A 23,422-nucleotide genomic window follows, 5' to 3' on the forward strand; every position below is an offset into this window, starting at 1 on the left:
CGGGCATGCAGAATTCCTCGTCCGCCTCCGCCAGCTTTTTCTGGCATGACTACGAAACCTTTGGCGCCGTGCCGCGCCGTGACCGCCCCGCGCAGTTTGCCGGTATCCGCACGGACATGGATCTCAACGAGATCGGCGAGCCGGTCATGCTGTACTGCCAGCCTGCGCTTGACTACCTGCCCAGCCCCCAGGCGAGCCTGATCACGGGCCTCACGCCCCAGCACTGCCTGGAGCAGGGCGTGCCCGAGCACCAGTTTGCTGCGGCCGTAGAGGCCGAGCTGGGCCGCCCGGGCACCATTGGCGTGGGCTACAACACCATCCGTTTTGACGACGAGGTGACGCGCTACATGCTGTGGCGCAACCTGCGTGACCCCTATGCCCGCGAGTGGCAAAACGGCTGCGGCCGCTGGGATCTGCTCGATGTCGTGCGCATGGTCTATGCGCTGCGCCCCGAAGGCATCCAGTGGCCCCAAAAGGACGACGGCTCGGTCAGCTTCAAGCTCGAAGACCTGGCACGCGCCAACGGCATCCTGCATGAATCGGCGCATGATGCATTGAGCGATGTGCGTGCCACCATTGGCCTGGCCCGCCTCATCAAGCGCCTGCAGCCGCGCCTGTTTGATTTTGCGCTGGGCCTGCACAAAAAGGACCGCGTGATGCAGGAGTTGGCCCTGCCGGCCACCTCCGCCAACGCCCGGCCCTTTTTGCATGTCTCGGGCATGTACGGGGTCGAGCGCGGCTGCATTGCCGTGGCCTGGCCGCTGGCCCAGCACCCGACGAACAAGAACGAGATCATCGCCTGGGACCTGTCGCAGGACCCGAGCCACTTGCCGGAGCTGTCGGTGGACGAGATGCGCCTGCGCATGTTCAGTGCGGCGGCGGATCTGCCCGAAGGCACGACGCGCCTGCCGATCAAGACGGTGCACCTGAACAAATCGCCGATGGTCGTCGGCAGCCTGCGCACCTTGAGCGCCGAGCAGGCCGCCCGCTGGCAGATCGACATGGACCAGGCGCTGCGCCATGCCGCGATTGCCCGCGATCTGCCCGATATGAGCGCCACCTGGGCTGCCGTGTTTGACCGCCCACCGCTCGAGGGCGTGGATGTGGACCAGGATCTGTACAGCGGCTTTATCGGCCAGGCCGACCGCCGCCGCCTGACCCAGCTGACCACCATGCACCCGCAGGAGTTGGCTGTGGCCAAGCCCGGTTTTGACGATGAGCGTCTGCATGAGCTGCTGTTCCGCTACCGGGCGCGCAATTTTCCTGCTTCCTTGACGCCTGATGAGCAGCAGCGCTGGCTGGAGCTGCGCGTTGCCTTTTTGCAAGAGGGCTTGGGCGGCGCGCGCACGGCCGAGCAGATGTTTGCCGAGATCGACCAGCTGTCCGAAACAGCTGATGAGCGCGCCGAAGAGATTCTCGGCACCCTCTACGACTGGGCCGATGCGATCATGCCCGATGCCTGAGCGGTATTGAATCAGGCTAGCGCCAGCGCCTGCTCCAGGTTCTGGCGGGCCTGGGCCTCCAGCCGGGCCTGCATGGTCGCCGTCTGGTAAATGGCCGGGCGCTGCAAAAAGCTGCGCAGCACCGCCTGTCGGCGCAGCGCATAGTCGGCAGCGGGCACCCAGGCATATTCGGCCTGGATCTGCGCCTGGTACTGCGCAAAACGCGCGGCGGGCGCGCCCAGGATGGACAGATCAATATCCAGCATCCAGGCGCTGTCTGCCGGCAGCTGCGCCTGCGCGGGCTGGAAATGGCAGGTGGCCATGACCAGTGCATCCACCCGCTGCACGGCATCGGGCGCGGCCCCGGCTGCCTGCATCACCGCTTGCGCCCACGCTGCACTGCGCAGCTCATTGTCCTTGGCCTGCGGGTCATAAATCGCGTCGTGAAAGCACAGGGCCAGCGCCAGCTCCGCCGGCTGCGCTACCTGTGGGCGCAATTGCTCCAGCCATTGCAGGCATTCGGCAATATGCTGCAGGCCGTGGTAATGGCGATCAGGCCCGGCATGCGCTGCCAGCAGCTGCGGCAAGGCGTCAATGGCTGGGGCCAGGCCCAGCGCCTGCCAGGCGCGATCCCAAGCGGCGCTGAAAATCTGGGCATCTGCGCTGCTGCTGGTCATGGCAACTCCTGAAGATGTCTCGTCTGCAATCAACCAAAGAACTGGTAGCAGACCACAATGGCGGCCACCACGCCCGAGAACTCAGCCAGCAGCGCGCAGGGCACTGCATGGCGCGCGCGCTGGATGCCCACGGCGCCAAAGTACACCGCCAGCACATAGAAGGTGGTCTCGGTGCTGCCCTGGATGATGGCGGCGGCCAGCGCCGGGAAGCTGTCCACGCCATGGCTTTGCATGGTCTCGATCAGCATGGCGCGCGCAGCGCTGCCCGAGAACGGCTTGACAAGCGCAGTGGGCAGCGCATCGACAAAGCGCGTGTCCATGCCGCTCAGGTGGACCAGCCAGCGGATGCCGTCAAGCGCATAGCCCAGCGCGCCGGAGGCGCGAAACAGGCCCACGGCGCAGAGCATGGCCACCAGGTAGGGCAGCAGGCCCTTGGCGACATCAAAGCCTTCCTTGGCGCCTTCGATAAAGCTCTCGTACACGGGCACCTTGCGCAGCGCGCCCACCACGACAAACAGCACCACCAGGCCAAACAAGGTCAGGTTGCCCAGGAGGGACGACACCTGCGCCATCGCCGTGGACGTCAAGGTCGCCAAAAAGGCCATGAATCCAGCCAGCACCAGGCCCACCGGCAGCAGATAGGCCAGTACCACCGGGTGCCACAGCGGCAGGCGCTGCACGATGGCCACCGACACCAAGCCCACCAGCGTCGAGACCGAGGTGGCCAGCAAGATCGGCAGAAAGACCAGGGTTGGGTCGGGCGCGCCTTGCTGCATGCGGTACATAAAGATGGTCACCGGCAGCAGGGTCAGCGACGAGGCATTGAGCACCAGAAACAAAATCTGTGCATTGCTGGCCGCGGTGGGCGAGGGGTTGATCTCTTGCAGCGCGCGCATGGCCTTGAGGCCGATGGGGGTGGCGGCGTTGTCCAGCCCCAGCGCGTTGGCGGCAAAGTTCAAGGTCATCAGGCCCAAGGCCGGGTGGCCGCGCGGCACATCGGGCATCAGCCGGGCAAACAAGGGCGCGAGCCAGCGGGCCAGCATATCGACCAGGCCAGCCTTTTCGGCAATCTTCAAAAAGCCCAGCCAGAGCGTGAGCGTGCCAAACAGCAGCACCATCACCTCGACCGAGAGCTTGGCCATGGCAAACAGCGCCTGCACCATGTCGCCAAAAATCTGCGCATTGCCGCCCAGCAGCCACTGCGCGAATGCGGCCAAGGCCGCCACCACAAAAAAACCCAGCCACAAGCCATTGAGCATGGGACATCCTTCGTCATCCGGCGCGCCGCAGCACCGGGGCGGTGCGCCATGCCGCTGATTGTGCGCGATGCCGCAGCCCGGCCGGGCCAGCCAGCGCGGAAACTGTGCAGGGCGCTGCAAAAGCCCCTCTGGGCTGCTCGCGTGTATGCGGGAAAACCACAAGATTGCAAACGCAACCATGCACACATTTGTCAGCGGTATGCAAGACAAAGGGAAATAATGGCTGCACAACAAAAGATGGAGACAGACTTCGATGAGCCGTTTTGCCGACTTCTACGCCCGCTCGATCCATGACCGCGATGCCTTCTGGGCCGAGCAGGCGCAGCGCATCGACTGGCATGTGCCGCCCCAACAGATCTGTGACTACAGCAACCCGCCATTTGCGCGCTGGTTTGTCGGCGGCCAGACCAACCTTTGCCACAACGCCATCGACCGCCATGTGGCCGAGCGCGGCGACCAGGCCGCGCTGATTGCGGTATCGACCGAGACCAATACCGAGCGCAGCTACAGCTATGCCGAGCTGCACCGCGAGGTGCAGCGCATGGCCGCAGCGCTGCTGGCGCTGGGCGTCAAAAAGGGCGACCGTGTGCAGATCTACATGCCGATGATTGCCGAGGCCGCCATCGCGATGCTGGCCAGCGTGCGCATCGGCGCCATCCATTCGGTGGTGTTTGGCGGCTTTGCCTCGGGCTCGCTCGCCACCCGCATTGACGATGCCCAGCCCACGGTCATCATCAGCGCCGATGCCGGCTCGCGCGCCGGCAAAGTTGTGCCCTACAAGCCCTTGCTGGACGAGGCCATTGCGCTGGCCAGCCACCAACCCCAGGCGGTGCTGATGGTGGACCGGGACCTGGCCCCCATGCAGCTTGTGCCGGGCCGCGACCACCTCTGGGCCGATCTGCGTGCCCAGCATCTGGATGCGCAGGTGCCCTGCGAATGGGTAGAGGCCACCCACCCCAGCTACACGCTCTACACCAGCGGCACCACCGGCAAGCCCAAGGGCGTGCAGCGCGACACCGGCGGCTACACGGTAGCGCTGGCCGCCAGCCTGCCGGCGATCTTCGATGCCAAGCCGGGCCAGACCTTTTTCTGCACCAGCGATATCGGCTGGGTCGTGGGCCACAGCTACATCATCTATGCGCCGCTCATCGGCGGCATGGCCACCCTCATGTACGAAGGTGTGCCGCTGCGCCCGGACCCGGGCATCTGGTGGAGCCTGGTCGAGAAATACAAGGTCACGCACATGTTCTCGGCCCCCACCGCGATCCGTGTGCTCAAAAAGCAGGATCCGGAGTACCTCAGCAAGTACGACCTGAGCAGCCTGCAGGCGCTGTGGCTGGCCGGCGAGCCGCTCGATGAGCCCACAGCCAGCTGGATCAGTGGTGCCATCGGGCGCCCCATCATCGACAACTACTGGCAGACCGAGACCGGCTGGCCGATCCTGACGCTGTGCAACGGCGTCGAGCCCCAGCCATCGCGCTTTGGCAGCCCGGGCAAGGCCGTGTTTGGCTACCACATCAAGCTGATCGATGGCGAGACCGGCGCCGAGCTGGTAGAGCCGATGCAAAAGGGCGTGATCGCCATCGAAGGCCCCTTGCCCCCTGGCTGCCTGATGACTGTCTGGCGCGACGACCAGCGCTTTGTCAACACCTACTGGAAGAGCATCCCCGGCCGCCTGGTCTACAGCACCTTTGACTGGGGTGTGCGCGACAAGGATGGCTACTACTTTATCCTGGGCCGCACTGATGATGTGATCAATGTCGCTGGCCACCGCCTGGGCACGCGCGAGATCGAAGAAAGCATCTCCGGCCACCCCGATATTGCAGAAGTTGCCGTCGTGGGCGTGGCTGATGCCTTGAAAGGCCAGGTCGCGCTGGCCTTTGCGGTGCCGCGCAGCAATGCGGTGGCGGGCGACAGCGCCGCCTGCAGCGCGCTGGAGAAATCCGTCTGTAACCATGTCGATGCCCAGCTCGGTGCCGTGGCGCGGCCGGCGCGCGTCTATTTTGTCGCCACCTTGCCCAAGACGCGCAGCGGCAAACTGCTGCGCCGCGCGCTGCAGGCGGTGGCTGAGAAGCGCGACACGGGCGATCTGTCGACGATGGAAGACCCGGCAGCGCTGCAGCAGGTGGTGGCGGCGATGGCGGCGGCTGAACGCTAAGCCGAGTCTCCAGCAAGAGCGCATTGCGCGTTCCTTGGGGGCTGTCTGGGCACGCATCCCATGGGGTTGTGGCCGCGTTGAATCAACTTGTGCTTCCAGCCTGGACTACAGCTGGAGCGCCAAGCCAGCACAGCCAGACCCTGCAAGCGCCGATCTGAGGGAGGGCGTTTGCCTTACATGGGCTGCGCAGACCCGTCGATACAGTGAAATTTTCCAATTCGACAGGAGTTGCGCCATGGCCCAAGACAATCCGCGTGAAAAATTGTGGGAACTCATCAAGGACATTCGCTTTGCGATGATCACCCACCAGCATGAACATGGCAGCCTGCATGCCGCGCCGATGACCACGGCCAACAAAGAGGGCATGGATGAGGATAAAAATTTGTATTTCCTGCTGGGTAGGGACTCTGATTTGTCGCGGTGCCTCAGCACCTCCAGCGCCATTAATGTGTCTTACGCCGATCCCAATAAGGACAGCTATGTTTCGGTATCGGCAACGGGATCCCTCAGTGACGATCTGGCGCTGAAAGAGCAGTTGTTCAGCCCGATGGCTAAAGCTTGGTTTCCCGATGGCCCGACCGACCCCAATTTGCAGATCCTGGTGGCGCGGGTTGATTTTGCCGAATACTGGGATGTGAAAGAAAACAAGCTGGTGCAGCTGTTCAAGATGGCCAAATCAGCGGTGACCGGTGAACGCCCCGATGGCATGGGCGAGCACCGCGAGATCAAGCTGTAAATCTGGGGCATCGGCTCCAACTGCATGCCCTGCGCCCTGGTCCATGGCGCAGGGCATGCCTCGTTCAGGCTGCGCTGGCGTGCTGCATGCCGTAGGCCCGCTCCACCTTGGCCACCCGCACCTGGTAGTGTGCATACCAGCGCTCGGCGCCCATGCGCTGGGCGACCAGGTGGTCGCTCTGGGCCTTCCAGCGGCGGATGTCTTCCTCGGTCTGCCAGTACGACACGGTAATGCCCAGGCCGTCGCTGCCCCGGGTGCTTTCGGCGCCCAGAAAGCCAGGTTGCTGCTCGGCAAGCAGCACCATCGCATCGGCCATGTCGGCATAGGGCTGGTGCTCGGTGTCGGTGCGCTGCGAGGTGAAGATGACGGCGTAGTACGGGGGCTGGGGGGTGTTGGCAAAGGCGGCGCTGTGCATGGCGGTGGCTCTGGGTGGGCGCAAACAATAAAAAAGCCAGCACGGAGGCTGGCTTGGCGGGTTCAGGGGCTGGGCATCAAGCTGCGGTGTCCCTGCATAAGCTGGCTCAGCGGATCAGGTCCTTGAGCTTGTCGGGCTGGCCGTTGGCCTCGTCGGCACCTTCCATCGGCGCCTTGCGCTTGGTGATGCTCTTCCAGCCATCGGCCAATGCCAGCTCGGCATTGAGCTTGATAAAGGCCAGCTGGTCTGCGGGCACATCTTCCTCGGCGTAGATGGCGTTGGCAGGGCACTCGGGGATGCAGACGGCGCAGTCGATGCATTCGTCCGGATCGATGGTCAGGAAGTTCGGGCCTTCGCGGAAGCAGTCAACAGGGCAGACGTCCACACAATCGGTGTATTTGCACTTGATGCAGTTTTCGGTGACGACGTGGGTCATGGAATGGTTTTCGCCAGTGATTCAGACAAACAAACAGCGGAGGATTTTACGGTTTTTGTGCACAAGCACCTAGCCGACCTCCGAATAACGTGGTTTTTAACTGCGGGACTGCTGGCTTGACTCCACCAGTACCGCAGCGGCCGTGCTGTTGGAGGCCGTGTCCACAAGGATCAGCGAGCCCAATTCACGTGAGTGCACAAAGGCTGCTGCCGGAATCGCTTCTTGCAGGCTGATCTCCACCCGGCCAATGGCATTGGGTTCGAGCTGCTCGGCGTCCTGGCGCTCCAAGGTGTTGATATCCAGGCGGTTGAGCACCTTGCGCACCTTGGCCTTGATCCAGCGGCGGCCATGCAGCGCCCAGTACACGCGGCCGGCCAGCAGGGGCTCGTTGTCCATCCAGGCAATGGTGGCGGTGATCTCGCGCGTTGCGGGCCAGGCAGGCTGCTCGGCGGGGGTGTCAAAGTCATCGTCGGCGGCATTGGTCGCAGCCGCTGCCGGGGCCGCAATGATCCAGTCGCCGCGCGAGACATCGACCTCGCGGTCCAGCACGATGCCGGCGCTCTGGCCTGCGCCGCGTGCGATGGGCTTGCGGGTGTGGTCCAGCACCTGGGCCACGCTGGCGCGCTGACCACTGGGCAGAATCTGCACCGCAGTGCCGGGCGCCACATCGCCGGTGCCGACGCGGCCCCAGAAAATGCGGCGGCCCTGGTGGGTGTCGGCCGAGGCGGAGAACTTCTCCACCCACTGCACCGAAAACGCCAGCGGTTGGCCAGCGTCAGCGGGCGTGGTCGGCAGCGTCTCGAGCAGCTGCAGCAGGCTCGGGCCCTGGTAGCCGGCCCAGTCGGGGTGCGCAGTCACCACGTTCCAGCCCTTCAGGGCCGAGACGGGAATAGTGGCTGCCACGGTGATGCCGGCCGCCTGGGCGAAGGCGGCCAGCGCATTGCGGATATTGGCAAAGGCCAGCGCCGGGTCGGCCACCGCATCGAGCTTGTTGACCGCAAACACCAGCGAGTGCACACGCAGCAGATGGGCCAGCAGGCTGTGGCGGCGGGTTTGGGGCAGCAGCGCGAGCTGGGGGTTTTGCCAGTCCAGCTTGGTGGCATCGACCAGCACCACGGCCGCATCGGCGCTCGATGCAGCGGTCACCATGTTGCGGGTGTACTGCTCGTGGCCGGGCGCATCGCCAATGATGAATTTGCGCGTTTCGGTGGCGAAGTAGCGGTAGGCCACATCGATGGTGATGCCTTGCTCGCGCTCGGCGGACAGGCCATCGGTGAGCAGGGCCAGGTCGGTCTCGCCGCTGCGCTGCACGCCGGCGAGCTGGTCTTGCAGCACCGATTTGCTGTCGACCAGCAGGCGGCCGATCAAGGTGGATTTGCCATCATCGACCGAGCCGCAGGTGATAAAGCGCAGCGCCGATGCGGTGTGCAGGTGGTGTTGGGCAGGGGTGCGCACGGCAGTCAGGGTATCGGTAGTCATCAGAAGTATCCGTCTTTCTTGCGCTTTTCCATCGAGGCATCGCTGGTCTTGTCGTCCATGCGGGTAGCACCTCGCTCGCTCACATCGGCAGCCAAGGTCTCCAGCACAATGTCGTCGGCCGAGGCGGCATCGCTGCTCACAGGGCAGGTGCAGGTGATGTCGCCGACGGTGCGAAAGCGCACGGTGCGGTTCTCGACGGTTTCGCCGTCGCGGGCGGGGGTGAGCGGCGTGACGGGCACGAGCAGGCCCTTGCGCTCGACCACGTCGCGCTGGTGGGCGTAGTAGAGGCTGGGCAGCGCGATGTTTTCGCGGGCAATGTACTGCCAGACATCGAGCTCGGTCCAGTTGCTGATCGGGAACACGCGGAAATGCTCGCCCGGAGCCAGGCGGGTGTTGAACAGGGTCCAGAGCTCGGGGCGCTGGGCCTTGGGCTGCCACTGGCCAAAGCTGTCGCGGTGGCTGAAGATGCGTTCCTTGGCGCGGGCCTTTTCCTCGTCGCGGCGGGCGCCGCCAATCAGCGCGTCAAAGCGGAACTCCTCGATCGCTTCGAGCAAGGTCACCGACTGGTGCACATTGCGCGATTCGCCGGGGTGGGCCAGGCGCACGGTGCCGCGCGCCATCGAGTCCTCGACGCTGCGCACGATCAGATCGGCACCCAGCTCCTTGGCGCGCAGATCGCGGAAATCGGTCACTTCGGGGAAGTTGTGGCCGGTGTCGATCATCAGCAAGGGGTAGGGGATGCGGCCGGCGCCAAAGGCTTTTTCGGCGCATTTGAGCATCACCAGCGAATCCTTGCCGCCGGAAAACAGCAGCGCTGGGCGCTCAAAGGCGGCTGCCACTTCGCGCAGGATAAAGATGGTTTCTTCTTCCAGCGCATCGAGGTGCTGGTTGCTCAGGTGGTTGAGCACATCGGTTTCAACACGGGCGTTCATATCGGATGGACTTTCTTGTCGGGCGGGCTGCATGCGGTCAGTGGGCGATATCAGTGCGCAATGTGCAGGCCGCATTCGCGGTTGTCTTCGCCCTTGGTGGGATCCACATAGTCGAAGTTGTTGGGCAGACCGTGTTGTTCGCAGTAGTCGTACAGATCCTTGGACGACCAGTGCAGCAGGGGTGCGACCTTGATGAGGCCATCGGGGTTCAGACTGACCGGATCCATCTGGGCACGCACGGCCGTGTCGGTGGCGCGCAGCGCGGTGAACCACACGCGCGGCTGGGTCTCGCGCAGCGCGCGGGCAAAGGGCTCGAGCTTGACCTCTTCGGTAAAGGCGGCGTGGCGCGGATCATCCAGCGCGGGCGTGGCGCCTTCAATGGCTTCGCGGTGGGCGCGCGAGCGGCGTGGCAGGTAGATCTGCAGGTTCAGCCCCAGCTGGCGCGTCACCTCGTCGGCAAAGCGGTAGGTGGCCTCGGTGTTGTAGCCGTTGTCCATCCAGACCACGGGCACATCGGGCTGGACCTGGCTCACCAGGTGCAGGATCACCGCTTCAAAGGGGCGGAAATTGGTGGTCACGATGCTGGTCTGGCCCAGCGACAGCGCCCAGCGCACCAGGGCTGCGGCGTCCTTGCCCAGCTCGGCATTCACGCGGGCCAGTTCTTGGGGGGGGAGGGTGGTCGTGCTCATGCGGCGGCCTGGTCAAAATGGGGCTTGGCTTCCACGTCGCCTTGGTAAAAACCGGCAAAACGCTCGAACTGGCGCGCGGCATCGGCAACGTCCACGCCTTCCTTGAGCACCGCGCTGCTGAAGCCGGTGCGGTGCATCTGCACCAGCTGGTCGATCAGTACATCGCCCAGCGCACGGATATCGCCCTTGAAGCCACGGCGGCGGCGCAGCAGGTAGGCCTGGCTGAACGCGCGGCCATCGGTGAAAGACGGAAAGTCGAGGTCAATGCGCTCCACGCCATCAAGCGAGACTTGCAGCGCATCGGCATCGTTGGCCAGCAGCAGCACGCTGCGGTCGCCTTCGCCAGCGGGCTGGTGGTCGCCGGCGGCCAGGATCTGGAAATCGTTCGGAATGCTCATCGTTGTTCTGCTCAATGCTCAGGCTTGGGTGGTTTCTGCGGCGGTGTCAGCGGCTTCGGGCAGGCGGGCGGACTTGCCCGCTTCCTTGAAGGGGTCCAGGCCCACGCGGCGCACGGTGTCGATAAACAGCTCGCCGTTGCCCCGCAGATCGCGGTAGGCTGTCAGCACGGCTTCGATCACGCCGGGCACTTCGGCAGCGCTGAACGAGGGGCCAATGGCCTTGCCAGCCTGGGGCGCGCCCGACAAGGTGGCGCCGTCAGAGCCGCCCACGGTGATCTGGTACCACTCCTTGCCGTCCTTGTCGACGCCCAGGATGCCGATATGGCCGCTGTGGTGGTGGCCGCAGCTGTTGATGCAGCCGCTGATATGCAGGTCGATGTCGCCGATGTCGTCGAGTTCGTCCAGGTCCTGGTAGCGCTCGGTAATGGCTGCTGCAATCGGCAGGCTGCGGGCATTGGCCAAGGCGCAGAGGTCACCGCCGGGGCAGGCGATCATGTCGGTGAGCAGGTCCACATTGGTGCTGGCCAGGCCCAGGGCCTTGGCCTGCAGCCACAGGTCATGCAGCTGGCTCACATGCACCCAGGGCAGCACCACGTTCTGGTCGTGGGTCACACGGGCTTCGCCGGCGGAGAACTGGTCCACCAGCTGGGCCAGCGCATCGAGCTGCTCGCCCGAGGCATCGCCCGGCGCCTGGCCGACGCGTTTGAACGACAGCACCACCGCGCGCAGCTGCGGGTTTTGGTGGGCGCGCACATTGCGGCTCACCCAGCGGCCAAAGGCTGGCTCACGCACGCCTTGCTCGGTCAGCTGGTGCTTGGCCTCGGTGGCGTTGACCTGCGGGTAGCCCGACAGGTCGGGGGCCACAAAGCAGGCCGCCACGCGGTCAAACTCGGCCTGGGGGATGGTGTGCGGGCCGCCATCGACCTCGACGATCTGGCGGAACTCTTCTTCCACCGAGTCGATATAGACCTGGCCTTCGGCCTTCACCAGGATCTTGATGCGCGCCTTGTACTTGTTGTCACGGCGGCCGCGCTCGTTGTAGACGCGCACAATAGCTTCAATGTAGTTGAGCACCTGGTTCCAGGGCAGAAACTCGCGGATCGGAGTGCCGATCACCGGCGTGCGGCCCATGCCGCCGCCGACAAACACCTTGAAGCCGATCTCACCGGCCTCGTTCTTGGTCAGGTGCAGGCCCACATCGTGCCAGCCGGTGGCGGCGCGGTCTTCTTGCGAGCCGCTGATCGCAATCTTGAACTTGCGCGGCAGGAAGGCGAACTCGGGGTGCAGGGTGGTCCACTGGCGCAGCACTTCGGCATAGGGGCGGGGGTCCACCAGCTCATCCACCGCCACGCCGGCGAGCGCATCGGTCGTCGTGTTGCGGATGCAGTTGCCGCTGGTCTGGATGCCGTGCAGGTTGACGCTGGCCAAGAGGTCCATCACATCGGCGGACTTGGACAGCGGAATCCAGTTGAACTGCACATTGGTGCGGGTCGTGAAATGCGCGTAGTGCGTGGGCAGGTAGGTGGTGCCCATCGCGCCCTGGGTCTTGAGCGCATCCTGGTAGAGCTGGGCGTCGGGCGCGTCGTACTCGCGGGCAATGCGGGCCAGCACGCGGATCTGGGCGGAGTTGATCTCGCCATAGGGCACTGCCACCCGCAGCATCGGTGCGTAGCGTTGCACATACCAGCCGTTTTGCAGACGCAGCGGGCGGAATTCTTCTTCACTCAGCCGGCCCGTTTCCCAGCGTTGGAGCTGGTCACGGAACTGGTCTGCTCGGGCCTGGACAAACTGGCGATCAAATGGGGTGTATTGGTACATCGTGGTGCGGAAGTTGCAGCTACCGAGCCCTGGTGTGCTCGCTGCCCCAATGGCGGCGGAGCTGGGCTGTTGCGATGTACTGTAAAAAAATTTCATATAAACTCAAACTACATTTTTCTCAGTCCTGTATGACATTGAGTTATATGAAAATGGCGAATGCTAGTGAGCAAATGGCATATGGGCGCGCTGTAGGGCGCCCCAAAGACAGGGCGTAGCGGAGATGGCGTCTGCATCCGCCCCTCACTTTAAAAAGGCATAGGGGGCGCCGCAGGGCATCCCATGGATAGAGCGGGGCGAAGACGGCATTCGCATCCGCCCCTCGCGCTAAAGCGCTGGCTTATTTGCAGTAGCGGTCGCTGGCCAGCGCCAGGGCCAGCGGATTGGGCAGTGGCAAGGGCTCGGCATGCAGGCGGGCGGCCAGCAGCTCGGCGCAGAGCAGCGCCCAGGTGAGCCCGCGCGACCCCATCGCCGTGGCGACCCAGGGGCTGGCCAGGCCTTCAGGCAGCGCCTGGGCGGGCAGCAGCGGGCCCACCAGCGGCAGCCGGTCGGTCGATGCGCAGCGCAGCTGGGCCCAGTGCTGGGCGCGCGCAAAGGCCTGCGCATCCGGCCGGTGGCCTTCCGGCAGCAGAGTTTGCAGCTTGGCCCCATTACCGGCATGGGCAGCAGCGGCATCCTCGGCCGACGGCGGCAGCGCGGATTGGCCGCGCTCAAAGCTCGATCCCATGACCCAGGCTGCTTCTCCCGTCTGCCCAATGCGGAAATAGGGCACCCAGCTGCCATGGCCGTTGACCGGCTGGTGGGCAGCGGGCGCCTGGCCTTCGGCATAGCGGCCCCAGCTGACCTGGCCGCGAATGGTTTGCAGCGCCTGGGCAGCGGCCAGGCTCTGGCCGTTGATGCGCATGCAGGCCGATTGCGGCCCGGCGCAGAGGACGACCAGATCGGCCTGCGCCCATGGCTGGCCTTGGCCATCGCTCAGCGACCATTGCGGAGGGCCGTCTTCGCTTGCCAGCGCATCGAGCGCATGCACAGGTGCATCGCCGACAAAACGGATGCCCGGGTGGTCCAGCAGGGCCTGCACCAGCGCAGCCGGCCGCAGCCAGCCGCCGCGTGGGTGCCAAAGCGCGGGGGTGTCGGCCGGCAAGCCCAGCGCTTCGAGCGTGGCGGCGCTGGCCTCTTCACTCCAGTCGGCCGCAGGCGCGGCCAAGGCGTCCTTCCAGGCAGGAGGCCGCTCATGGGCGCTGCGGCGCGTGGGCGCGGCCGCAGGGCTGTCGCTGAGGGCAGCGCTTTCATCGGGCGGCGTGGCGAGCTGGCGGCGCTCCAGCACCCCGGTCATCTCCCAGTCCAGCCCCGCTTGCAGCAGCTGCTGCGCCCATTGCAGACTGCAGCGCTGGCCGGCACGGGTGATGCGCGAGAGGGGGCTGTCGTCGCTGCTGGTGTGGGGCGCAAAAATGCCGGCGGGCAATGCCGAGGCGCCGGCGGCTGGATGGCTGGCGGCATCGAGCACGGTGACCTGCCAGCCGCGCAGGGCCAGCTGGCGCGCGCAGGCAGCTCCCGCAATGCCCGCGCCGATGATGGCCGCCTGCCCACCGCCGCCTGCCAGGCGCGGCGGCAGGGCCTGCGCGCCCAGGGGCCACAGCTGCGCCTTGCGGGGCTCCCAGTGCGGGGCAAATTGGGCCTGCAGGTTGTCGCGCTTGGGCGGCACGCCCGGCACCTTGCGCACCGCAAAGCCGCACTGGGCCAAGTCGCGGCGCAGCTGGGCGGCGATGGTCCAGGTCGCCAACTGGGTGCCGCGCCGGGCGCAGCGTGCCACGGCCTTCAAGCTGTGCAGGCTCCACATATCGGGGTTGCGCGCGGGGCTGAAGCCGTCCAGGTAGATGCTGTCTGCCACCAGCTCTTGCTGGCGCAGCATGGCCTGGCTGTCACCAATCAGCAGGCTGAGCAGCACCCGGCCACCGGCCAGGCGCAGGCGGTGCACGCCCGGCAGCAGCCCCCACCATTGGGCGGCGAGTTCTTCGGCCAGCGGCAGCAGATGGGAAAACTTGCGCGCCTGCGCCAAGAGGTCAGCCGCTGCGATGGGAAAGGCTTCGGTCGAGACAAAGTGCAGCAATGCAGGGCGGGCCGGGTCTTGCTGCCAGGCATGCCAGGTGACCAGAAAATTGAGCCCAAAGCCAAAGCCGGTCTCCAGAATACGCCACTGCGGCTGGCCGGCCCAGGCCTGGGGCAGACCGCAGCCGGCCAGAAACACCTGCTCGGCCTGGGCCAGTGCATGGGCGGCTTCGCTGTGGTAACGGTCAGCAAAGCGGGGGCTGTAGGGCGTGCCGTCGGCCATCCATTGCACGGTCTCAGTCATGGCTTGCAAAGATCATTTCTCAAAGAAGGGGGATTGTAGGGAGTTCAGTCCCAGCGCGCGGCGCAGCATTCCCTGGATGGCGGTTTTGTGACAATTTGTTGTCAAACCCGTACTATCATGGCCCCATGCCTGATCGACCGTCTGCCCGTTCTCTAGTCTCTCACTGCCTGTGGCTGGCGCTGGCCTGGACCCTGCCTAGCCATGCCCAAACACCCGCCCAAGCCCAGCCCGCCGTCTATGCCGCTGCGCAGGCAGAGCAAACGCCGATGCTGGCCACCTTGAAAAACCTGGTGCATATCGAATCGGGCAGCCGCGATTATGGCGGCGTGAGCTATATCGCCCAGGTCGCCGCCGAGCGCTTGAAAGCACTGGGCGGCGAGGTGCAGATCATTCCGGCGACGGATGTGGTGCGGCTGGAAGATACGCCCGAGCAGGTCGGCCCCATGGTGCAGGCCGTCTTCAAGGGCCGGGGGCAGTCGCGCATCATGATGATTGCGCATATGGACACCGTCTACCAGCGCGGCGATGTGGACAAGCAGCCGTTCCGCATTGAGGGCGATCGCGTCTACGGCCTGGGTGTCGAGGACGAAAAGCAGGGCGTGGCGCTCGTGCTGCACAGCATCGCGATGCTGCAAAAGCTGGGCTATGACAGCTTTGGCGAGATCACCGTGCTGTTCAACAGCGATGAGGAGATCAGCTCGCCGGGCTCGCGCCGGCTGATCAGCGCATTGGCGCGCGACCAGGATGCCATTTTCTCTTTCGAGAGTGGCGGCCTGCAGGGCACCCTGCACCTGGCCACCAGTGGCATTGGCGCCATGTTTTTGGATGTGCAGGGCAAATCCTCGCATGCCGGGGCCAAGCCCGAGGCGGGGGTGAATGCGCTGTATGAACTGTCGCACCAGCTGCTGCAGATGCGCGACCTGTCGCAACCCGAAAACGGCCTGAAGCTGAACTGGACCATCGCACAGGCAGGCACCACCCGCAATGTGGTGCCGCCGCATGCGCAGGCCCAGGCCGATGCGCGGGCGCTGCGGGCCCAGGATTTTCAGGCGCTGCAGGATGCGGTGCAGGAAAAAATCAAGAACCGCCTGCTGTCTGACAGCAAGGTGACGGCCAGCTTTGAGCTGCGCCGCCCGCCGATGCAGGCCAGCGATGCGGCACGCCGCATTGCCGCGCAGGCCAAGGCCATCTACCAGGATGAGCTGGGCATACCGCTGCATGTGAACGATGTGGCGCTGGGCGGCGGCACCGATGCCGCTTTTGCCGCCCTCAACACCCGGGGTGGGGTGGTCGAGGGCATGGGCGTGTGCGGCTATGGCGCGCATGACATGTATGGCGAATACATCCTGCTGGACTGCATTGCGCCGCGCCTGTACCTGGTGGCGCGCATGGTGATGGCACTGTCGGAGCCGGCGACCGCGCGCTGATCGCCGGCCGCCGGCCGCCGGAGCAGGGCTGGGGCTCAGCCCTTTTTCTGCAGCATCTTGATGACGCTGGAGAAGTCCTCCGCGCCATGGCCGGCAATGCTGTGCGCCGCATACAGCTGGCGCGCCATGCCACCCAGCGGGGTGCTGGCCTTCACCGTCATCGCGCTTTCCTGCGCCAGGCCCAGGTCCTTGAGCATCAGGTCGGTGCCAAAGCCGCCGGTGTAGCCGCGCGTGGCGGCGCTGGCCTCCTGCACGCCGGGGAAGGGGTTGTAGACCTCCAGCGCCCAGTTGCCGCCCGAGCTGCGGCGCATGATTTCGCTGAGCACCTTGGGATCCAGGCCATTGGCAACACCCAGTGCAATAGCCTCGCTGGTGCCCACCATCAAAATACCCAGCAGCATGTTGTTGCAGATCTTGGCGGTCTGGCCCGCACCGACATCGCCGGCGTGGAAGATGTTCTTGCCCATTTTCTCGAGCAGCGGACGGGCACGCTCCAGGTCGGCTGCGCTGCCGCCGACCATAAAGGTCAGCGTGCCGGCAATCGCGCCGCCGGTGCCGCCCGAGACCGGCGCATCGATAAAGCCAATGCCCAGCGCCTGCGCGGCCTTGGCCACTTTCTGGCTGGTTGCTGCCGCGATGGTGGAGCTGTCAATGATCAGCGCGCCCTTGGCGATGCCTTGCAGCAGCCCCGCATGGCTGCCGTTGCCCAGAAACAGGCCTTCGACATGCTGGCTGGCGGGTAGCATGCTGACGATGACCTCGGCGCCTTCGACGGCCTCCTGGGCACTGGTCGCGGCGCTGCCGCCTTCGGCCACCACCTTGGCCACCGCCTCGCGGCTCAGGTCAAAAGCGCGGACCTGGTGGCCCGCCTTGGCCAGGTTGATGGCCATGGGCGCGCCCATATTGCCCAGGCCGATAAATGCGATAGTTGCCATATTTGTCTCCTTGAAGTGTTATTGCACAGGGTTGTGGGTTGGCATGGATAAGGAAAGACAGCGTCGGAGTCAGAGTTCAAAGATCGCTGTCAAACACGCTGTGGCGTTTGCGGGCGGCGGGCGTTGGGTTCGCATCTCCAGCCGCCTTGGCGGTTTTTGCTTTTTTCAGCGGCTTGGCGGATGGATCGGAAGTAGCCGACTTGGGCTTTTTCTTCGGTGTGGCCTTGGCGCGCGGGTTAAAGGCCAGCGCCGCATCGATCCAGTGCTGCCAGGCCTCGCGCGTGGCATAGGCGGCGGGCCCCACCAGAAAATAGCCGTCCATCAAGCCTTTGGACGACAGCGGCCGCACTCCCGGCAGTTCTGCCACCTGGGCATGGGTTTCAGGCGCAATGCGCACCAGCAGCTCGTCGTTCTCCACGCCCAGGCACATCTTGCCGTCGACCATGAACACATGGCAGCCGAACATGGTTTTCTCTTCGACCGAGACGCCCACGGCTTGCTCGGCCAGTGCCAGGCGCACGGCATCGATAAGGCGCAGGGTTTCAGGGTCCAAAGGACGGCGGGGCATGGTGGGGGGGTGATGGGGCAGGAGGGGGCAAGGCAGCGCCTGCTCAGCGGATGGCCTCGGGCGCATCCCCATCGAGCATGCGCCGGGCGATGATGACCCGCATGATCTCGTTGGTGCCTTCCAGAATCTGGTGCACCCGGGCGTCGCGCATCAGGCGCTCGAGCGGGTACTCACGAATATAGCCGTAGCCGCCGTGCAATTGCAGCGCATCGTTGCAGACATTGAAGCCGGCGTCCGTCGCAAAGCGCTTGGCCATTGCGCAGTAGGTGGAGGCATCGCGCGCGCCGGCATCGAGCTTGCTGGCGGCCAGGCGCACCATCTGGCGCGCGGCAACCAGCTCGGTGGCCATGTCGGCCAGCTTGAACTGCAGCGCCTGAAAACTGGCAATCGGCTTGCCGAACTGCTTGCGTTCCTGCATATAGCTTTGCGCCTGGTTGAGGGCGCCCTGGGCTGCGCCTACTGAGCAGGTGGCGATATTGATGCGGCCGCCGTCGAGCCCCTTCATCGCAATCTTGAAGCCTTCGCCCTCGCGGCCCAGCAGGTGATGGGCGGGGATGCGCACATTGTCAAAGCTGATCACGCGCGTGGGCTGGCTGTTCCAGCCCATTTTTTCTTCCTTCTTGCCGTAGCTGATGCCTTCCAGGTGCGCGGGCACGGCAAAGGCGCTGATGCCCGAGGCGCCCGATTGCGCATCGCCCGTGCGGGCCATCAACACCAGCATGTCGGTGGCGCCGGCCCCGCTGATAAAGGCTTTGCTGCCATTGATGATGTAGTCATGGCCCACCAGCTCGGCCCGGGTCTTGAGCGAGGCGGCGTCGGACCCGGCACCGGGCTCGGTCAGGCAGTAGCTGGCGAGCTTCTGGCCGCTGGCGAGCAAGGGCCCCCACTCGTCGCGCACCGCATTGCTGGCCCAGGTGCCCAGCATCCAGGTCGCCATATTGTGGATCGTGATGAAGGCGGTGGTGGAGGGGTCAACCGCAGCCAGCTCCTCAAACACCAGGGTGGCGTCGAGCCGGGGCAGCGCCAGGCCGCCGGCATTTTCGGGCGCATACAGGCCGCAAAAGCCCAGCTCGCCGGCCTTGGCAATCGCTTCGCGGGGAAAGACGGCTTCGGCATCCCAGTGCGCGGCATGCGGGGCGAGTTCCGCCTGGGCAAAGGCGCGCGCGGTGTCGGCAAAGGCGCGTTGGTCTTCTGATAGCTCGAAATCCATGGGCTTGTCTCCTGTCTCTTATCGTGCTGCGCCGGGCATGGGAGGCCCGGGCAGCAGCGTTTTGTGGTGAACGCGGCTGGCTATGGTTTTTGCAGCAGCTCGGGCGGCGGGCCTTCGTGCAGCCAGACCATCAACTCCTTCTTGCGCTTGCCGATTTCGGCCACCAGGCATTCGTGGTAGCGGCGCGGCCAGTCGGGCTGGGCCTCGTGCGCGGCCTGCTGCTTCTTGCAGGTGGCGGCGCGCTGGCGTATCCAGTCGTTCTGGTCGCGGCGCAGCGCAGGGCGTTCGTGCGCCGACAGAATGCGCATCACATCGGCATACAGGATGTTGTTGTCGGTATCGGCTTGCTGAAAGGCCTGCACCGCGCAGGCATTGGTTTGCTCGGTATTGCCGCCGCTCACACAGGCCGCGCCGGCCTGGGCCAGCGCGGTCTGCGGGGCGAGGGCAGCCGAGGCTGCAAAAAACAGAGCCAGCAGCGCTGGGCGGGATGCAAGGAAATGAGGCATAGCCCAGATCATCGCCGCAAAACTGCAGCGGCCCGGAAAAGGCCCGCTGCAGTGCTCGCCAAGTCCGCTTATTTCAGGCTGATGGTGGTGTTCACCCCATGGGCGATGGTGCTGTCGTCAAACCAGCGGGCGGTCACCGTCTTGGTCTGCGTGTAGAACATGACGACCTGCTTGCCGTAGGGGCCCAGGTCGCCGAGCTTGGAGGCGCGGCTGCCGGTGAACGAGAACAGCGGCACGGGCACAGGAATCGGCACATTGATGCCGATCTGGCCGACATCGATCTCTTCCTGGAACTTGCGCGCAGCTGCGCCACTTTGCGTGAAGATGGCGGTGCCGTTGCCATTGGGGTTGGCGTTGATGAAGGCAATGGCCTCGTCGATATCGGCGGCCTCGGCAATGCAGAGCACCGGGCCAAAGATTTCCTGGTCATAGATGGCCATGCCGGGCTTGACGCCAGAGAAGACCGTTGGGCCGACAAAGTTGCCCTTTTCAAAGCCGGCGACGGCAGGCTTGCGGCCATCGAGCTCGAGCTTGGCGCCATCGGCAATGCCGCGCTCGATCAGGCTCTCCACCCGCGACAGCGCCTGGCAGGACACGACCGGGCCCACATCGGTACCGGACTCGGTACCGGCAGACACCTTCAGGGTCTTGGCCTTTTCGACCAGCTCGGGGATCCACTTCTGTGCCTCGCCCACCAGCACCACCACCGACAAGGCCATGCAGCGCTGGCCAGCAGCGCCAAAGGCGGCACCAGCGAGCGCGTTGAGCGACTGCTCCTTGTTGCAGTCAGGCAGCACGATGGCGTGGTTCTTCGCGCCCATCATGCATTGCACGCGCTTGCCGTTGAGCGATGCGCGGTTGTAGACATGGGTGCCGACCTTGGTGGAGCCAACAAAGCTGATCGCCTTGATATCGGGGTGGTCGCAGATCGCGTTGACCGCGTCTTCGCCGCCGTGGATCACGTTGAGCACACCCGGGGGCACGCCCGCTTCCAGGGCCAGCTCGCACAGGCGCATGGTCACCATCGGGTCTTGCTCGGAGGGCTTGAGCACAAAGGTGTTGCCCGTGGCAATCGCCATCGGGAACATCCACAGCGGGATCATCGCCGGGAAGTTGAAGGGGGTGATGCCAGCGCACACGCCCAGCGGCTGGTTCAGGGTATAGGTGTCGACGCCATTGGCCACATTGTTGGCCAGCTCACCCAGTTGCAGCGAGCCGATGTTGGCGGCATGCTCGACCACTTCCAGGCCCCGGAAGACATCGCCTTCGGCGTCGGGCAGGGTCTTGCCTTGCTCGGCCGTCAGGATCGCGGCGAGCTCCTTCATGTTCTCGCGGATCAGCTGCTGGAGCTTGAGGAAGATGCGGGCGCGCACGCCAATCGGTGTCTTCTTCCAGGTCTTGAACGCTTCCTTGGCATTGGCCACTGCGGCGTTGATCTCTTCGGGCGTGGCAAAAGGCACGCGGGCCAACACCTGCTGCGTGGCAGGGTTGACCACGTCACGCCATTGCGTGGTTTTGGATTCGACCAGCTGGCCGTTGATCAACAGCTTGACGGTCGGCGCCAAGGTGCTGGTGGATTGCGGTGCGTTCATGTTTTGTCTCCTGGGAATCTAGGGTAGAGAGAGGCGGCAGGTTGCCGCTGGGCAACGCACCGTTATGCACATGGTAGATGTGCGCATTCGCCCAAACAAGAGGTTGGCTGCACAGGGCTGTGCGGCGCTGCACATCCGCTGGGTTGCTGGCGGCCTGGTGCATACTGGGTTGATCGCTTGCAGCAGGGAGATTTCCATGGGTTGGCTGGACAGAATTGGTCAGCTGCTGGGCGCCAAGGCGCCTGTGCAGAATGAACGCACCGCGTCTGTGCTTGCGCCGGAGCCACCCGAGCCCACGATGGACGCATGGCAGGCCTTGTGCATGGCCCTCGGCCAGGCGCTGGCCTTGGACGATAGCGATGAACTCTGGGGCGAGCTGCGGCAGGCGATCGAGCAGCCAGTGCAGTACCTCGATCGCTTTGCCGATGAATGGGTCAACCGGGGCATGGACGAGCCCGCGCATGTGACGCCCTGGCTGGCGCTGGTGGAGGGCCTGCAGCGCCGCAAGCAGAACTTTGAGCTCGATTGGAAGCTGAACATGGATGACGCCATCTGGGCGCTGCAGCAGCTCCAGACCGTGCAGCAGCGGGGGCTGGACTTGCAGGCGCTGGCGGGCAGCCAAGCGCTGAACCACGAGGCCTTGCAGGAGGCGGGTGACTACCTGCGCAGCCAAGGCCTGAGCCTGGTCAGCTTCGACATCGATAGCGACAGCTATCCGCTGTCGGTGCTGGAGGCCAGCGCGGTTGCGCCTTTGCAGGCCTTGGCCGCGCGCGTAGGCGGCAAGTTGCTGGCTTTGCACTATTAGTTGCGCAGCATAATAACCTTTTGCCCCTGGCTGGGCTGACGCTGTTTTATCCTTGCGCACCTTCGCGGTGCGTCCGGGCCTTGGCTCGCAGGCCGCACCATCTTTCTCGCTAACGCACTGCGCTTTTTTCTCATGAGCAAACAGGCCCCAGCGGAGCAATCGGGGGCTTCGCCCGGTACCGATGACCTCCAACGCAATCTCAGCAACCGCCATATCCAGTTGATCGCCATCGGTGGCGCCATCGGCACCGGGCTTTTCATGGGCTCGGGCAAGACCATCAGCCTGGCGGGGCCGTCCATCGTGCTGGTCTACGCCATCATCGGCATCATGCTGTTCTTTGTGATGCGGGCCATGGGCGAGCTGCTGCTGTCCAACCTGCAGTACAAGTCCTTTATCGATTTCTCGGACGACCTGCTGGGCCCTTGGGCCGGCTTCTTCACCGGTTGGACCTACTGGTTCTGCTGGATCATCACCGGTATTGCCGATGTGATTGCCATTTCGGCCTATGCGCAGTTCTGGTGGCCTGATTTGCCGCAGTGGGCCCCGGCCATTGCCTGCGTGGCCGTGCTGCTGTCGCTCAACCTGCTGACCGTCAAGCTCTTTGGCGAGGTCGAGTTCTGGTTTGCGATGATCAAGATCGTGGCCATCGTCGCGCTGGTCGGTACGGGCCTCTACATGGTCAGCACCGGTTTCAGCTCGCCGGCCGGGCGCCAGGCGAACATCGCCAACCTCTGGAACGATGGCGGGCTCTTCCCCCATGGCGCCATGGGCTTTTTTGCCGGCTTCCAGATTGCGGTGTTTGCCTTTGTCGGTATCGAGCTGGTGGGCACCACGGCTGCCGAGGCCAAGGACCCGCACCGCACCCTGCCGCGCGCGATCAACTCGATCCCCGTGCGCATCATCATCTTCTACGTCTGCGCGCTGATCGCCATCATGGCCGTCACCCCCTGGCGCGATGTGGTGCCCAGCAAGAGCCCGTTCGTCGAGCTGTTTGTGCTCGCCGGCCTGCCGGCAGCGGCCAGTGTGATCAATTTTGTCGTGCTGACCTCGGCCGCCTCGTCGGCCAACAGTGGCGTGTTCTCCACCAGCCGCATGCTCTACGGCCTGGCGCTCAAGGGCGATGCCCCACGCTCGTTTGGCCAGCTTTCGGCCAGCAGCGTGCCCTCGCGCGGCCTGCTGTTCTCCTGCGTCTGCCTGCTGGGCGGTGCCTTTTTGATGTGGGTGGTGCCCAACCTGGTCGAAGCCTTCACGCTGGTGACCACCGTCTCGGCCATCCTCTTCATGTTTGTCTGGTCGCTGATCCTGCTGTCCTACATCAGCTACCGCAAGCAGCGCCCCGCGCTGCACCAGGCGTCTCACTACCGCATGCCCGGTGGCGTGTTCATGTGCTGGGTCTGCCTGGCCTTCTTTGCCGCCGTGCTGGTGCTGCTCACTTTGGAACTGGACACGCGCCAGGCGCTGATCGCGACGCCGGCCTGGTTTGTGCTGCTGGGCCTGGCCTACGCCTGGCAGCGCAAGCGCGCCAAAGTGGACTGATCGGAGCCAGGCACGGTCCCTATCTGCTGCCCCTGTTGCAAATTTGCACAATAA

General features: G+C 64.8%; 21 protein-coding genes. 6 read left to right on the forward strand and 15 right to left on the reverse strand.

Annotation, left to right across the window (positions count from 1 at the left end; all coding sequences use genetic code 11):
- The first annotated feature begins 5 nt into the window (after positions 1-5).
- Positions 6-1,463, forward strand: a complete 1,458-nt coding sequence (gene sbcB / locus WH367_RS18680; protein ID WP_339537181.1) for an exodeoxyribonuclease I — start codon at positions 6-8, stop codon at positions 1,461-1,463.
- 11 nt (positions 1,464-1,474) lie between these two features.
- Here the strand turns inward: sbcB and WH367_RS18685 are convergent, their stop codons facing one another.
- The gene (locus WH367_RS18685) at positions 1,475-2,119 is read right to left on the reverse strand and encodes an HD domain-containing protein (protein WP_339537182.1); all 645 of its coding nucleotides are present in this window, start codon (positions 2,117-2,119) and stop codon (positions 1,475-1,477) included.
- A 29-nt stretch (positions 2,120-2,148) separates the two neighbouring features.
- Positions 2,149-3,378: a nucleoside recognition domain-containing protein gene (locus tag WH367_RS18690; RefSeq protein WP_339537183.1), complete on the reverse strand. Its 1,230-nt coding sequence runs from the start codon at positions 3,376-3,378 to the stop codon at positions 2,149-2,151.
- Between the two features lie 253 nt (positions 3,379-3,631).
- Here WH367_RS18690 and WH367_RS18695 point away from each other — a divergent pair, with 253 nt between their 5' ends.
- Together WH367_RS18695 and WH367_RS18700 are read left to right on the forward strand one after the other, a co-directional pair.
- Positions 3,632-5,536 (forward strand): propionate--CoA ligase, encoded by a 1,905-nt coding sequence (locus tag WH367_RS18695; RefSeq protein WP_339537184.1) that lies wholly within the window; start codon positions 3,632-3,634, stop codon positions 5,534-5,536.
- 235 nt (positions 5,537-5,771) lie between these two features.
- Positions 5,772-6,272 carry a pyridoxamine 5'-phosphate oxidase family protein gene (locus WH367_RS18700; protein ID WP_339537185.1) on the forward strand — a complete coding sequence of 167 codons (501 nt, stop codon included), beginning with the start codon at positions 5,772-5,774 and terminating at the stop codon, positions 6,270-6,272.
- 64 nt (positions 6,273-6,336) lie between these two features.
- Here the strand turns inward: WH367_RS18700 and WH367_RS18705 are convergent, their stop codons facing one another.
- The 8 genes from WH367_RS18705 to mnmC form a co-directional block, all read right to left on the reverse strand.
- The gene (locus WH367_RS18705; protein ID WP_312990027.1) at positions 6,337-6,687 is read right to left on the reverse strand and encodes an antibiotic biosynthesis monooxygenase family protein; all 351 of its coding nucleotides are present in this window, start codon (positions 6,685-6,687) and stop codon (positions 6,337-6,339) included.
- Between the two features lie 106 nt (positions 6,688-6,793).
- Complete coding sequence (gene fdxA / locus WH367_RS18710; protein WP_021025807.1) at positions 6,794-7,123, reverse strand: ferredoxin FdxA; 330 nt, start codon at positions 7,121-7,123, stop codon at positions 6,794-6,796.
- A 96-nt stretch (positions 7,124-7,219) separates the two neighbouring features.
- The gene (locus WH367_RS18715) at positions 7,220-8,602 is read right to left on the reverse strand and encodes a sulfate adenylyltransferase subunit 1 (protein ID WP_339537186.1); all 1,383 of its coding nucleotides are present in this window, start codon (positions 8,600-8,602) and stop codon (positions 7,220-7,222) included.
- Positions 8,602-9,534 (reverse strand): sulfate adenylyltransferase subunit CysD, encoded by a 933-nt coding sequence (gene cysD / locus WH367_RS18720; RefSeq protein WP_021025805.1) that lies wholly within the window; start codon positions 9,532-9,534, stop codon positions 8,602-8,604. Before cysD ends, WH367_RS18715 begins: the two co-directional genes overlap by 1 nt.
- A gap of 50 nt (positions 9,535-9,584) precedes the next feature.
- Positions 9,585-10,223 carry a phosphoadenosine phosphosulfate reductase domain-containing protein gene (locus WH367_RS18725; RefSeq protein WP_339521247.1) on the reverse strand — a complete coding sequence of 213 codons (639 nt, stop codon included), beginning with the start codon at positions 10,221-10,223 and terminating at the stop codon, positions 9,585-9,587.
- On the reverse strand, positions 10,220-10,621 hold the full coding sequence (locus WH367_RS18730; RefSeq protein WP_021025803.1) for a DUF934 domain-containing protein: 402 nt from the start codon (positions 10,619-10,621) through the stop codon (positions 10,220-10,222). The genes WH367_RS18725 and WH367_RS18730 overlap by 4 nt, the downstream gene beginning before the upstream one ends.
- 18 nt (positions 10,622-10,639) lie before the next feature.
- Positions 10,640-12,439 carry a nitrite/sulfite reductase gene (locus WH367_RS18735; RefSeq protein ID WP_021025802.1) on the reverse strand — a complete coding sequence of 600 codons (1,800 nt, stop codon included), beginning with the start codon at positions 12,437-12,439 and terminating at the stop codon, positions 10,640-10,642.
- Between the two features lie 337 nt (positions 12,440-12,776).
- Positions 12,777-14,789 (reverse strand): FAD-dependent 5-carboxymethylaminomethyl-2-thiouridine(34) oxidoreductase MnmC, encoded by a 2,013-nt coding sequence (gene mnmC, locus WH367_RS18740; RefSeq protein ID WP_339537187.1) that lies wholly within the window; start codon positions 14,787-14,789, stop codon positions 12,777-12,779.
- A gap of 125 nt (positions 14,790-14,914) precedes the next feature.
- Here mnmC and WH367_RS18745 point away from each other — a divergent pair, with 125 nt between their 5' ends.
- Complete coding sequence (locus tag WH367_RS18745; protein ID WP_339537188.1) at positions 14,915-16,216, forward strand: glutamate carboxypeptidase; 1,302 nt, start codon at positions 14,915-14,917, stop codon at positions 16,214-16,216.
- Between the two features lie 35 nt (positions 16,217-16,251).
- On the opposite strand, the gene mmsB is transcribed toward WH367_RS18745, so the two are convergent.
- From mmsB to WH367_RS18770, 5 genes are all read right to left on the reverse strand, one after another.
- A complete protein-coding gene (gene mmsB, locus WH367_RS18750; RefSeq protein WP_339537189.1) occupies positions 16,252-17,151 on the reverse strand; it encodes a 3-hydroxyisobutyrate dehydrogenase in 900 nt (299 codons plus the stop codon).
- A gap of 76 nt (positions 17,152-17,227) precedes the next feature.
- The gene (locus tag WH367_RS18755; protein WP_339537190.1) at positions 17,228-17,719 is read right to left on the reverse strand and encodes a TfoX/Sxy family protein; all 492 of its coding nucleotides are present in this window, start codon (positions 17,717-17,719) and stop codon (positions 17,228-17,230) included.
- Positions 17,720-17,762: 43 nt separating this feature from the next.
- On the reverse strand, positions 17,763-18,929 hold the full coding sequence (locus WH367_RS18760) for an acyl-CoA dehydrogenase family protein (RefSeq protein WP_339537191.1): 1,167 nt from the start codon (positions 18,927-18,929) through the stop codon (positions 17,763-17,765).
- Between the two features lie 80 nt (positions 18,930-19,009).
- The gene (locus tag WH367_RS18765; protein ID WP_339537192.1) at positions 19,010-19,435 is read right to left on the reverse strand and encodes a lysozyme inhibitor LprI family protein; all 426 of its coding nucleotides are present in this window, start codon (positions 19,433-19,435) and stop codon (positions 19,010-19,012) included.
- A gap of 68 nt (positions 19,436-19,503) precedes the next feature.
- Positions 19,504-21,027, reverse strand: a complete 1,524-nt coding sequence (locus WH367_RS18770; protein WP_339537193.1) for a CoA-acylating methylmalonate-semialdehyde dehydrogenase — start codon at positions 21,025-21,027, stop codon at positions 19,504-19,506.
- A gap of 196 nt (positions 21,028-21,223) precedes the next feature.
- On the opposite strand from WH367_RS18770, the gene WH367_RS18775 reads away from it, so the two are divergent.
- A complete protein-coding gene (locus WH367_RS18775) occupies positions 21,224-21,832 on the forward strand; it encodes a DUF6630 family protein (RefSeq protein WP_339537194.1) in 609 nt (202 codons plus the stop codon).
- A 132-nt stretch (positions 21,833-21,964) separates the two neighbouring features.
- A complete protein-coding gene (gene cycA, locus WH367_RS18780; protein ID WP_339537195.1) occupies positions 21,965-23,368 on the forward strand; it encodes a D-serine/D-alanine/glycine transporter in 1,404 nt (467 codons plus the stop codon).
- Positions 23,369-23,422 lie beyond the last annotated feature (54 nt).

Source organism: Comamonas sp. MYb21 (genome assembly GCF_037479395.1).
GTDB lineage: Bacteria > Pseudomonadota > Gammaproteobacteria > Burkholderiales > Burkholderiaceae_C > Comamonas.